This is a genomic window from Rhodoferax sp. GW821-FHT02C08 (assembly GCF_059421805.1).
On sequence record NZ_JBWKVR010000007.1, the window covers coordinates 102,325 to 115,038 of the forward strand.

The following is a 12,714-nucleotide window of genomic DNA, read 5'->3' on the forward strand; positions in this document are numbered from 1 at the left end:
GTTCCAGGCTTTTTTACATCCTATATACAAACAATATCAAGAATCAGTCGCATTACAATTCACAGTCAAAAAGGTTGTGTCAATTGCAAAAGTCTTGCTGTTCACGGCCTGCATTCCAAGGACTCTTGCTGTGAAATCTCTCTTGCTGAGCGCCGCGCTCCTGACGGCCTTTGCCGCACATGCCCAGACGACCGAGCAGCCTGCTGCCCAAACGACGGCCTCCGTCACCTCCGCAACCGTGGCTGCGCACTATGGCCGCCTGGTACACGCCAGCTACGAAGACACCCTCACCACAGCCCAGGCCATGCACACCGCGATTGCGGAGTTCATCGCCAACCCCAGCGCAGACGGCCTGGCCAAAGCCCGCAAAGCCTGGCTAGCCGCCCGCGAGTTCTACGGCCAGACCGAAGCCTTCCGCTTCTACGCCGGTCCGATTGACGACAAGAACGGCCCCGAAGGTCGCATCAACGCCTGGCCCATGGACGAGGCCTATGTGGACTATGTGGTGGGCAAGCCCAAGTCCGGCATCATCAACAACCCCAAAGTCAAGATCAACGCCAAGAGCCTGTCCGCTCTGAACGAACGTGGCGGCGAAGAGAACATTGCCACCGGCTGGCATGCCATTGAGTTCCTGCTGTGGGGCCAGGACTTGAGCGAAACCGGCCCGGGCGACCGATCGTTCGAAGACTTTGTGGACGGCAAGACACCCAACGCCAACCGCCGCCGCGAATACCTGAAGGTGATTACGGAGCTGCTGGTCAACGATCTGGGCGACATGGTCAAGGCCTGGGCACCGGACGCCAAGAACTACCGCGCCAAGTTTGAGAAGTCCGGCACCAACGCGCTGCGCAATATGCTGGTTGGCGTAGGTTCGCTGTCGCGTGGTGAACTGGCGGGTGAACGCATCGAGGTGGCTCTGGCCTCCAAGAACCAGGAGGACGAACACTCCTGCTTCTCCGACAACACCCACCGCGACGTCGTAGCCAATGCCACCGGCATTGAAAACGTCTGGCTGGGCCGCTTCAAGCGTGCCGACGGCAGCGTGCTGCAAGGCGCCTCCCTGCGCGACCTGGTTGCCGCCAAGGACGCTGGCGTGGCCGAACGCACCAGCAGCCATGTCGCCGCAACGGTCAAGGCTGCCGAAGACATCCACCCTCCTTTTGACCGCGAGATCGTGGACCCAGAGGGCCGCAAACGCCTGCAGGCCGTGGTCGAATCCTTGAAGCTGCAAAGCAAGGACTTTGTGGATGCAGCCAAGGTCGTGGGCATCAACAAGCTGAGCATTTCCGAGCCCAAGGACAAGTAAGCATATGCCCACTTTCGCCAGCCAGCAGACCCTGCGCCTGCTGGCGCTGGCATTCGCCGGGGCCAGCGCCAGCTGGCTGGCCCTGGCGGTGTCCACCTCCGAACCCGACCCCTCCGAAGAAAAACCTGGCGGCAACACCACGGTATTTGAAGTGGGGCTGAATGCCTTCTCCTTCCCCGCCGCCAATCTGGACGAAGAAGGCCGCACGGCATTTGCCATCGGCAACTCCTTCTTCCGGCGCAACTGGGTGGAAGCCCCCTCCTCCACCGCCGCCCGCGACGGCCTGGGCCCGCTGTTCCTGGCCCGCTCCTGCGGCGGTTGCCACACCCAGGACGGACGCGGCGCGCCACCGAATACCTTTAAAAACGGGCTGGCCAGCGAGCAACCCATTGCCCTGCTGTTCCGCTTATCGGTGATAGGCCCGGATGGCAAACCCTTTCCCGAACCCACGTACGGTGACCAGTTCACCAACCTGGCGGTGCAAGATGTGAAGCCTGAGGGCAAGGTCCGCATCCGCTATACCGAGCTGCCCGGCCAGTTTGCCGACGGCACCGGCTACAGCCTGCGCCAGCCCCACTACAGCTTTACCCACCTCGGCTACGGCCCCATGCAGGCCCACACCATGGTCAGCCCCCGCCTGGCCCAGCAAATGCCGGGCGTGGGCCTGCTGGACGCAATTGCCGAGGCCGACGTGCTGGCCAATGTGCAGCAGCAGAGCAGCCGCACGGACGCCATCAAGGGCCAGGCCAACCGCGTGTTCGACCCCGTTGCCGGCAAGGAAGTGCTGGGCCGCTTTGGCTGGAAGGCCAACACTGGCTCGCTGGCGCACCAGACCGCCGCCGCCTTCAATGGCGACATCGGCATCACCTCGGCGCACTTCCCGCATGAGAACTGCACACCCAAGCAGAAGTCCTGCCTGGCTGCCCCACGTGGCGGCAAGGATGGCGGTCCGGAGATAGACAACGCCCTGCTAGACAAAGTTATCCTGTACGAAGCCACACTGGCGGTACCGGCCCGGCGCAACTTCAATGACCTGGACGTGCGCCGGGGCCAGGCCCTGTTTACCCAGGCGCAATGCGCGGCCTGCCACCGGCCCTCGTATACCACCGGCACATCGCCCTTCCCGTCACTCAGCGGGCAAAAGATCTACCCCTATACCGACCTGCTGCTGCACGACATGGGCTCCGGCCTGGCCGATGGCCGCCCGGATGGTTTGGCCAATGGCCAGCAATGGCGTACCGCGCCGCTGTGGGGGCTGGGCCTGGTGCCCGATGTGAACGAGCACAGCTTCCAGCTGCATGACGGCCGGGCCCGCAACACCATGGAGGCCATTCTGTGGCATGGTGGCGAGGCAGAAGCGTCCCGCCAGCAGGTGCTGAAAATGCCCAAGGCCGACCGCGATGCGCTGGTGAAGTTCGTGAACTCCCTTTAAGAACGTGTTCTAAAGAAAGCCAAGCTGTGACAGCTCTGATCGACCGCCGAAGCTGGCTTACCCTGAGCCTAAGCCTGGGCCTGGGCGCGCTATGCCATGCTGCGGGTGCCGCCACCCTGCCCGCGCGCATCGCCAGCCCGGCCTATACCCCGTCCGACTTGGTACGCAACGGCTTGCAGCTGCACTTTGTGCCCGCTGCGCAAGCTTTTGCCCACTCCACCGCCGTGTTGCGCGACCGGCTCGCTGACGGCTGCAGCCTGCAGCCCGCACGCGATGCCTGGCGCGCCGCCATGCTCGACTGGGAGCGGCTGTCGGCCGTGTCCGTCGGTCCGCTGCTGGAGCGGCGCAGCGCCCGCAGCGTGGACTTCTGGCCTACCCGCCCAGCCATGGTGACAGCCGCCGTGCAAACCCCGCCCGCAGACGCTGCTGCGCTGGAGCAACTCGGCGCGCCAGCCAAAGGCTTGCCGGCGCTGGAATGGCTACTGTGGCAGCGTGCCCCGGACGCCGCCCAGTGCTACTACGCAGCCCAGTTGGCCGAAGCCTGCGCAGCCGAAGCCCAGGCCGTGCTGGCCGACTTCCAGACCATGGCGCAGCAGAACTGGACGCCAGAGACCGCCCTCACCGTATTCCACGAATGGTTCAGCCAAGCCGTGGGCGGCTTCGAGCAGCTGCGCTGGAAGAAGATGGGCAAACCCGCACGCAGCGGCCGCGCCAGCGACTGGCCACGCGCCACCAGCGGCAACACCCGCGCCGCCTGGCAGGCCGCCTGGACCAGCTTGCAGCACTTCCTGGTTGGCACCGGCCGCGCCCAGGAACAAGGTAGCCTGAATGGCTATCTGGCCGGCGACAACCAGTTGGCCCTGTCGGCCCAGCTGGAAACGGCTGTCGCAGAGCTCAACACCCGCATGCAGGCGGCAGATCCCCGCCATGTAGCGAGCGTTACCGCCGCCATGCAAGCCCTGGCCAAGACCAAGCAGCTGATGGAAGACAAGATCGCCCCCGAGCTGAAAACCATGGTCGGATTCTCGGAGTCGGATGGTGATTAAGACGGTGACCCAGCCCTACACCCTGCGCCGCCGCGACTGGCTGGCCTTCGCCGCCGCCACAGCCGCAACCACATCGGCCCTGCCTCTGCATGCCTCCAGCGCAGCCCGCCCCGGCCTGCTGACCGCCTGGACCAGCGGCGGCGACAACCAGGCCTGGGCCGGCGTCTGGCAGCTGGGCAGCAACCCGCGCGGCGTGGCCCTGCCCAAGCGCGCCCACGAGGTGCTGGTGCAGCACAGCGCCCTGGGCCAACCCACACACGCCCTGGCCGTGGCCCGCCGCCCGGGCGAGTACCTGTTGCGCTTCGACACCCGCACCGCCCGCGCCGTGCATTGGCATGACATCGAAGACGACCGCGTGCTCTGCGGCCACGCCAGCTATGCGCTGGACGGCAGCGCGCTCTACACCACCGAAACCAATACCGACACTGGCGCCGGCATGATCGCCGTACGCGACCCGTTGAGCCTGGAAAAGCGGGCCGAATTCCCCAGCGGCGGGCTCGATCCGCACATGGTGCTGGTAGAGCCCGACGGCAGCCTGCTGGTCGCCAATGGTGGCCTGCTCAGCCTGCCGGAAACCGGCCGCACCAAGCTCAATATCGGCCGCATGGATTCGTCGATTGCCCGGCTGGACGCCAAGACCGGCACCCAGCGCCAAGCCTGGCGGGTAGACGACCCATATCTCAGTCTGCGCCACCTGGCCCGCGCGCCCGACGGCACCATCGCCGTGGCCATGCAAGCCGAGCACACCGACCTGCAAGCCCGCCGCAGTGCACCGCTGCTGGCGCTGCTGGATGGCTCGGGCCTGCGCAGCGTGCCCTTGCCGCCCGCGCTGGCCCTGGGCGGCTATGCGGGCGACGTGGCCTTTGTGCCCGGCAGCGGCCCACAGGCCACCGACCGCTTCGTCATCAGCGCCACCCGTGCCGGTCAACTGGCCTGGTGGTCGGCCCAGGGTGAAGCCCCCAGCCAGCAGCCCCTGCCCGAAGCCGGCGCCCTGGCCACGCTGGGCGCTGACTGGCTGGCCAGCGGCGCGCAAGGCGATGTGCGTGGCATGCAGGACCACCACGCGCTGGAGCGCCACCTGGACAAGGTGCACTGGGACAACCACGGCAAGTGGCTGACCCTAACGGCCTAACAAACAGACCCGTACCAGCCTGGGCTGCCACTATTAAATAGATAGCTACTGGCGCAGATAAAACCTGCGCTAGCGGCCTATTTCTTGTAAACACAGCACGGTACGCAGCCACGCCTCAGAACGTGTTCAAAGATGTTGCAAGCATGCAACGTGCTCCAAGGCCCCAAAACCCTGTTTATTCCTATTTTTTGAGTAAAAATAACAAGAATGATTCGCATTAATTTACAATTCATCACAGTTCTTTCCTCGTAGCCAGCCCATCCGTACGGCCCAGTTTTGGGCCGTTTTTCTGCGGTAGCCAGCCATTGTTTTAGCTTTTCTATTCTCAGGCTGACTACCATGTCCCGACACAAAACCTCCAAGAAAAAAAGCACTCCAGCGCAGGTAATACCTGCGTCAGCAGCTATTAAAAACGCAGCAACCCACACCACTCCGTATGCCGCGCTGCCCTTGGGCGCCATGCTGCTGGCCGGCTCCTTGAGCGCCGCAGCCCAGCAGGCAGAAGCCACCAAGTCCCTGGCCCCCGTGGTCGTCAAGGAACAGGCCGAGGGCAAGGACGCCATTCGCGCCACCACCACCACCATCGGCAAGGGCCAGCAGGCGCTGCGCGACATTCCGCAGTCCATCACCGTGGTGACCGAAAAGCTGATCGTTGACCGCAACCTCAATACCCTGAAGGAAGTGCTGCACAACACCGCCGGCGTGACCTTCCAGGCCGCCGAAGGTGGCGAGGAAGACATCCGCCTGCGCGGCTTCTCGCTGGCGTCCACCGGCGACATCTTCCTGGACGGCATCCGTGACCCGGCTTTCTACGACCGCGACACCTTCAACAACGACCGCATCGAGCTGCTGCGCGGCTCCGCGTCCATGCTGTTCGGTCGTGGCTCCACCGGCGGTGCGGTCAACCAGGTCAGCAAGCAAGGCCTGCTGAAGAACGAATCCGAAGTGGCCACCACCCTGGGCAACCACGACTTCCGCCGCGTCACCGGCGACTTCAACATCCAGACCGCCGACGATGCCGCGCTGCGCATCAACGCCATGTACACCAAGGCCGACAACAACGGCGCCGGTAGCAGCATCGACAAGAATGGTCTGGCCGCCAACTACCGCTTCGGCATCGGCTCGATGGACGAGTTCTCGGTCAGCCTGTATGCGCTGGACAATCGCAACGGCATGAACTACGGCATCCCATGGATCAAGGCCCACGCCAGCGACACCAGCGCCGCCAACACCCTGATCACCAGCCTGGACCCCAGCGCCTACTTCGGCATGTCCAGCGATGAAAACGCGGGCTCGGCCAACGTCGGCACCATCAGCCACACCCACCGCTTCACCCCGGACACCGAGCTGAAGACCTCGTTCCGCAAAGGCCGCTTCACCCGCAACCAGCGCGCTGGTACGGTGCGCTTTGCTGCTGCCAATCTGCAACCTGGTGGCCAGGCTGTGGACCTGGGCAACTTCAGCGACAGCACCGTATTCACCCGTGGCACCCAGCTGAAAATCCAGAACCTGGAAACCCTGAACCTGCAAAGCGACCTGAGCAGCAAGTTCGACGCCTGGGGCCTGGGCCACGCGGTGCTGGCCGGTGTGGACTATTCGCGTGAGGAAAAGATCGCCTTCTCCGCACTCACCGCCGCACAAGGCGGAGTGGTCCCCACCAAGCCCAACACACTGGCAGGCACACCCAATGACGGCGCTGCCATCGACGAATCGGTGCGCACCATTCGCCAATCCAGCGGCTTCGTGAACAACACCTACGGCATCTACGCCCAAGACATGGTGCAAATCACGCCCACCTGGAAGGTGCTGGCAGGGCTGCGCTACGACAGCATGGATGGCACGTACGATACCTACAGCGTCACCACCGGTGCAGGCACTGCCAGCTACAAGCAAAGCATCTCGGCCATCAGCAAGCGCGCTGGCGTGCTGTACCAGCCCAACGTGCTGGACTCGTACCACTTCTCCTGGGGCACCTCGTTCAACACCTCGGGCGACACCTACTCGTACAACGCGCAAAGCGCCAACACCGACCCGGAACGCAGCGAAAACATCGAAGTCGGTGCCAAGCTGGACTCGGCCGACAAGCGCTTCACCACACGCCTGGCCTTGTTCCGCTCCACCAAGTTCAACGAGCGCAACACCGACCCGGACACCGCGGCAGACCGCCTGCTGCTATCGGGCAAGCGCCATACCGCCGGCTTCGAGCTGGACGTCACCGGCCGCCTGACCACCGCGTGGGAAATCTACGGCTCCTACATGTGGATGCCCGTGGCCCGTGTGGACATTGCGGCCTCTACCGCCACCACCGTGGGTAACCGCGTGGGTGACCGCCCCGGCCTGAGCCCCAAGCACAGCGGTACGGTGTGGAATACCTACCAGTTCACCCCCGCCCTGCGCGCCGGTGTCGGTATCAACTTCCGCAGCAAGCAAGCGCCCGCCGACGTGACCGCCCCCGCCTGGGAAGCCCCCGGCTTCATGACCGCCGACCTGATGGCCGAATATGCCATCAACGACAGCATGACCCTCAAGGCCAACCTGACCAACGTGGCCAACAAGCTGTACGCTGACGCGCTATACCGTGGCCACTATGTGCCCGGCGCCGGCCGCATCTTCCAAACCACGCTGACCGTCAAGTTCTAAGCCACGGCACGCCAACCAAGCCGCCCTGGGAACGTATTCTCGGGCGGCTTTTTCACGAGCTACGACAATTCCCCCATGCTGCTCCACCTACCCGACATCCTCAGCCCCGAAGAAGTGCTGCACGCCCGCCAACTGCTGGACCACGCTCCCTGGGCCGATGGCCGCGACAGTGCCGGCAGCCAGGCCCGCGAGGTCAAGAACAACGAGCAGCTACCGCACGACTGCGACGCCGCCAGCCAGATCCGCGCCCTGGTACTGCGCGGGCTGGACCGCAACCCCACATTCTTCTCGGCCACCCTGCCCAAACGCGTCTTCACCCCGCGCATCAACCGCTACCAGGGCAGCAGCAACTTCTATGGCCCGCACGTGGACAACGCCGTGCGCTTCGCCCCCGACACCGGCCTGCGCGTGCGCACCGATATCTCCTGCACCCTGTTCCTCAGCGACCCGGCCGACTACGACGGCGGCGAGCTGCTGGTGCAGGATGCCGCCGGCCCGCAGTCCATCAAGCTGCCCGCCGGCCACCTGGTGGTCTATGCTGGTACCAGCGTGCACCAGGTGGCGCCCGTCACCCGCGGTGCGCGCCTGGCCTGCTTCTTCTGGGTGGAGAGCATGGTGCGCAGCCAGGAGCAGCGCCAGCTGCTGTTCGACCTGGACATGAACCTGCTGCGCCTGCGCCAGCAGCACGGCGAAACGCCAGAGACCACGGCCCTCACCGGTACTTATCACAATCTCCTGCGCATGTGGGCTGATACATGAGCACCCCGCGCGTCGCCAGCATCCCGCCCGGCGTGGTCACGCTGGAAGACCACGCCCGCCACGCCCAGACCGTGCTGGACGCAAATGCCTGGGCCTACTTCAGCGGCGGCGCGGCAGACGAAATCACCCTGCGCGCCAACCGCAGCGCTTGGGACGGCTTGCAGCTGCTGCCCCGCGTGCTGCAAAACCTGACCGGTGGCCACACCCACACCACGCTGCTGGGCCGCGAACTGGCCCACCCCATTCTGCTGGCGCCCGTGGCCTACCAGCGCATGGCCCACCCAGATGGCGAGCTGGCCACGGCCTACGCAGCAGCAGCCCTGGGCGCGGGCCTGGTACTCAGCACCCAGTCCAGCATTGCTATGGAAAACGTAGCTTCTGCCGCAGGTGCTGAAAGCGCCAGAGGCCCTTTATGGTTCCAACTCTATATCCAGCACGACCGCGCTTTCACCCTCGACCTGGTGCGCCGCGCCGAACACGCCGGCTTTGAAGCCCTGGTGCTGACCGTCGACGCCCCGGCCCACGGCGCCCGCGACCGCGAGCGCCGCGCCGGCTTCCAGCTGCCGCCTGGCATCAGCGCCGTGCACCTGGCCGACCTGGCCCCCGCGCCCACCGGCCCCGGTCTGTGTGGCGGCCTGGGCGACGTGGCGCCCACCTGGGGCGACGTGACCTGGCTACAGTCGCACACCCGCCTGCCCGTGCTGCTCAAAGGCGTGCTGCACCCCGCCGACGCGGCCCAGGCCGCCCGGCTGGGCGTGGCCGGCCTGGTCGTCTCCAACCACGGCGGCCGCACACTGGACACCGTCCCCGCCACCGTTCAGATGCTGCCGCGCATCGTGGAGGCTGTAGCCGGCAGCATGCCGGTGCTGGTAGACGGCGGCATCCGCCGTGGCACGGATGTACTCAAAGCCATCGCCCTGGGCGCCAGCGCCGTGCTGGTGGGGCGGCCCTATGTGTATGGCCTGGCGAATGCGGGTGCGGTGGGCGTAGCCCATGTGCTGCGGCTGCTGCGGGATGAGCTGGAGATTGCAATGGCGCTGTGCGGCTGCGCGACCTTGGCGCAGGCGTCGCCCAGTCTGCTGGTGTAGCGGGCATAGGGGCGTTTACGCTCTGCACGGCGCGAGGCCATGCGGCCGGACGAACGTTTACTCTCAAATTGATAGCTAGTACCGCAGGTTCTTCTTGCGCCAGAGACCGATTCGGCTTGTAAATCATTTGGGGGTTGTGGACGCCATTGGCATCCCCCACTGGGGACGTTGACGGCGCCACACCCACCCCAAAATCTCAAGCCAAATAGCCTACTAGCGCAGGAGGAACCTACGCTAGTAGCTATCAATACTGCAGCAACCTCAGGCTACAAAAAGTACCCCAAAGCGGACAGCGCTCGTGGACAAACAATCCATGGCACTGCTTGATCCAGACGCCCGTAGACAGCCGCAACAGCGGCCTCTAGCCTTCATTTACTGGGTTGCTGTAAATGTCCAGAGTTGGTCATTGGTTGCGTTGTCGGACCATTGCAAAGCATTGGCGCCGTCCGTCGTCAACATGCTATCAATACCGAGCACCTTGCCGCTGAACTTGTTCACCAGCTTGTAGTAGCCATTGCCACCATCCACTACTTTCCAAAGATTTCCGGCTATACCGGAGTCAGGGGTCTGGACCGACTTGGTGCCGTTGGAAGACATCATTTGGTCTATGCCCAGTACCTTGGAACTATTGACGTTGACAAACGCGTACGTACCGTCATTGAGCAGCCGAGCACGCCATTTGTGGTCGGCTGTACCTGAGTCAGCCCATTGAACCACCTGCGCGCCATCGCTTGTCGACATGCCTGTGACACCCAGAACCTTGCCACTGTTACGGTTGACAACCTTGTAAATGGCATTGGAGGTCAACCCGCTGTCTATCGTCAATGCCCAGCGCTGGTCCAGAGAGCCCACGTCACTCCATTGAAGCGCCAGGGCGCCATCGTTTGTCGCGGCATTGGTTATGGCCAGCACCTTGCCGCTGTTGCGGTTGGTGATTTTGTAGGTGCCGTTGTCTGTCGATTCAATCTTCCATTCGTGGTCCGCTGTCCCGGTGTCTGCCCATTGGATGACCTGGGCGCCGTTGCCAGTGGACATGCCGGTGACGCCAAGCACCTTGCCGCTCAACACATTGCGGATCTTGTAGAACCCGCTGCTTTGCAGCTCGATGATCCAGTTGTGGTCAGACGTTCCGTTATCGGCCCACTGCAGCGCTGACGCACCGTCGGTTGTTGCCGCGTCAGCAATGCCCAACACTTTTCCACTATTGAAGTTGACCATGCGGTACCTGGAGCCACTGGCAATGCCGTTGCCATAGACTTCAAACTCGCTCATCCCGGTGTAGAAGCCCGACGCATTGTTGAACACCGCACGAATGCGAGACGCATTGACCGCAGAGAAATTGACGGTGTTGACCGTATTCCCCAGCGGCGCTGCAGGCGACTTGACCTGGTTCGGAATATTGACCCACGCGCTGCCATTCCAGTACTGAAGGTTGTAGCTGGTGGGGGCTTTCAGGCCGGTCTCATCACTGAAGAAATACAGCTTCGCGGACGAGACCGTCTTGGTAGCGCCAAAGTCCACCGCATACCAGTCAACGGCATTGCCCGAGGAAAAGGACGACCAGCGGTTCTTCGTATCCTGGTAGTACCAAATCCGGCCGTCATTGGCTTTTCCAGCCGGATCGGTGGAATAGCTGAAAGACGCTGACGCAGCGGGATAGCCGCTGCCGGACACATTCACCGCATAGTTTTGGGCGCCAACAGTCGCGCCGGCCACGATGGGCGCAGCGATATTGATGGTTTTCTTGCCCAGCGCCGCCGGGCCGACTACCCGCGTGCCATCGACATAAATGGACAGGCCGGCACCTTGACCGTAGCGGGTACCCGCTGCATCCCACAGAATGGTCAGGGAGTGGCCATGGTAGGCAACGTCTTCAAGAGCAAAGTAGCTCACATAGTTCGGATCGCTGCTGCTGGTGGGAATCAGGGGGTTCACCTCCAACACATCGTCGCCGCGTGGCCGCAGACCCACCAACCCGGAAATAACCAGATCGATGTACCCGGAGTGGAAATAGTGTTGGCTGCGCTCCGGCAAATCGACGATCGGGCCACCCACATCCGGGTCATAGTCTTCCACCAAATACGGCTTGCCATTCTTGTAATGCTGCACCGTGTATTGGTTCAAAACCTTGATGTAGTCGCTGCGAGACACGTTGGTCTGCGTGTAATTGTTGAGCAGATTGGCCATGCCGCCCAGTAACTGGGTTGTCTGGAATGGCCAGCTTGGGCCATTCCACTGGCACTCGCGCAATTTGGTTGCGGCGTCGTACCGGTATTGCCGCATGTAATATTGGTAGCTGGGTTCGTTGGTTCTGATGCCAAATTGGCCATAGAACTTGGACGTATCCATCAAATGCGTCCATGCCGTATTAAAGGTGGCATTGTTGTCTGGCAGGCCGTAATACCACGGCGCATACCCTACCAATTCCCGACCACGGATAAAGTTCCAATTTTGAACGTATTGGTTGGATACTTTATATCTGTCCACAAAATGGTTGAAGGACGAATTCCAAAGGCTATTTTGCAAATTCGTTTTAATCGCGGATGCACGACCGGCAAAATCATTGGCAGTAGCAGTATCCGAAGCCAGTGCAGCGATATTACTGATCGCCTTCGCATTGGCATACATATAACTGTTAATGGATGGCCTGAAGGCGTCGCCCCCGGTAAAACCGTCATTACCGCCACTAGCGTCAATGGATGCAATGGTGTATTCGGTGGCATCGTTCAGCGGCACCTGCCAATAGAGCCCACGGGACGCGTCATAGTGGTCGTTCCATGCGTTGTAAACCCGTTTCATATTGGCCAGGTTATTCACCACAAAACTCTTGTCGCTATCCACCAGGTATTTCTGGTAGGCGGCATCGCTGATCCACTCGCTGAATTGGCGTGGGTCCGCATTCGAATACCAGTGGCTGATGTAGTCATTCACCGGACGGCGATCCTTTAGCCAACGCCCTTCGGTGATATGAAAGCCCGCCGCATCGGGAATCGTGTTGCTGGGAGCCTGGTCCCAACCCATGGCGTTGAGGAATTCCGTGAAAACCTCCTTGTTGCCCACATTGCGCATATGCGACTTCAGTACATTCCAGCGGTAGTAGTAAATTTCCTGGATTTTAGGATTGGATATATCTAGAAATGGAATATTAGATTTATACCAATCCCCATCAGGGGCATACGCTGTTAGCAACTGGTCTTTATTAAGAAAATTAGTGGGCGCCGCCAGCAAGACCGATGAATACGCGCCCCCAATGACAAAGAATGCAATGCCAGCATAGATCTTTGATTTTTTTATCTTCAATTTCATAAATG

At 62.3% G+C, this 12,714-nt stretch carries 7 protein-coding genes and 1 pseudogene; 7 read left to right on the forward strand and 1 reads right to left on the reverse strand.

The features are described from left to right. Window positions 1-130 precede the first annotated feature (130 nt). The 7 genes and pseudogenes from AC07VY_RS11015 (at window position 131) to AC07VY_RS11045 (ending at window position 9,403) form a co-directional block, all read left to right on the forward strand. Complete coding sequence (locus tag AC07VY_RS11015; protein WP_495097473.1) at window positions 131-1,306, forward strand: imelysin family protein; 1,176 nt, start codon at window positions 131-133, stop codon at window positions 1,304-1,306. Window positions 1,307-1,310: 4 nt separating this feature from the next. Then, window positions 1,311-2,738 (forward strand): di-heme oxidoreductase family protein, encoded by a 1,428-nt coding sequence (locus tag AC07VY_RS11020; protein ID WP_495097472.1) that lies wholly within the window; start codon window positions 1,311-1,313, stop codon window positions 2,736-2,738. 188 nt (window positions 2,739-2,926) lie between these two features. Continuing rightward, window positions 2,927-3,649 (forward strand): annotated as a pseudogene (locus tag AC07VY_RS11025) (imelysin family protein); the annotation flags it as partial. 124 nt (window positions 3,650-3,773) lie between these two features. Continuing rightward, complete coding sequence (locus tag AC07VY_RS11030; protein WP_495097471.1) at window positions 3,774-4,916, forward strand: DUF1513 domain-containing protein; 1,143 nt, start codon at window positions 3,774-3,776, stop codon at window positions 4,914-4,916. Between the two features lie 339 nt (window positions 4,917-5,255). Further along, window positions 5,256-7,556: a TonB-dependent receptor gene (locus AC07VY_RS11035; protein WP_495097470.1), complete on the forward strand. Its 2,301-nt coding sequence runs from the start codon at window positions 5,256-5,258 to the stop codon at window positions 7,554-7,556. 75 nt (window positions 7,557-7,631) lie between these two features. Then, complete coding sequence (locus tag AC07VY_RS11040; RefSeq protein WP_495097469.1) at window positions 7,632-8,315, forward strand: Fe2+-dependent dioxygenase; 684 nt, start codon at window positions 7,632-7,634, stop codon at window positions 8,313-8,315. Next, window positions 8,312-9,403: an alpha-hydroxy acid oxidase gene (locus AC07VY_RS11045; protein ID WP_495097468.1), complete on the forward strand. Its 1,092-nt coding sequence runs from the start codon at window positions 8,312-8,314 to the stop codon at window positions 9,401-9,403. The genes AC07VY_RS11040 and AC07VY_RS11045 overlap by 4 nt, the downstream gene beginning before the upstream one ends. Before the next feature lie 372 nt (window positions 9,404-9,775). Here the strand turns inward: AC07VY_RS11045 and AC07VY_RS11050 are convergent, their stop codons facing one another. Next, complete coding sequence (locus AC07VY_RS11050) at window positions 9,776-12,709, reverse strand: MGH1-like glycoside hydrolase domain-containing protein (RefSeq protein WP_495097467.1); 2,934 nt, start codon at window positions 12,707-12,709, stop codon at window positions 9,776-9,778. Between the last annotated feature and the right edge of the window lie 5 nt (window positions 12,710-12,714).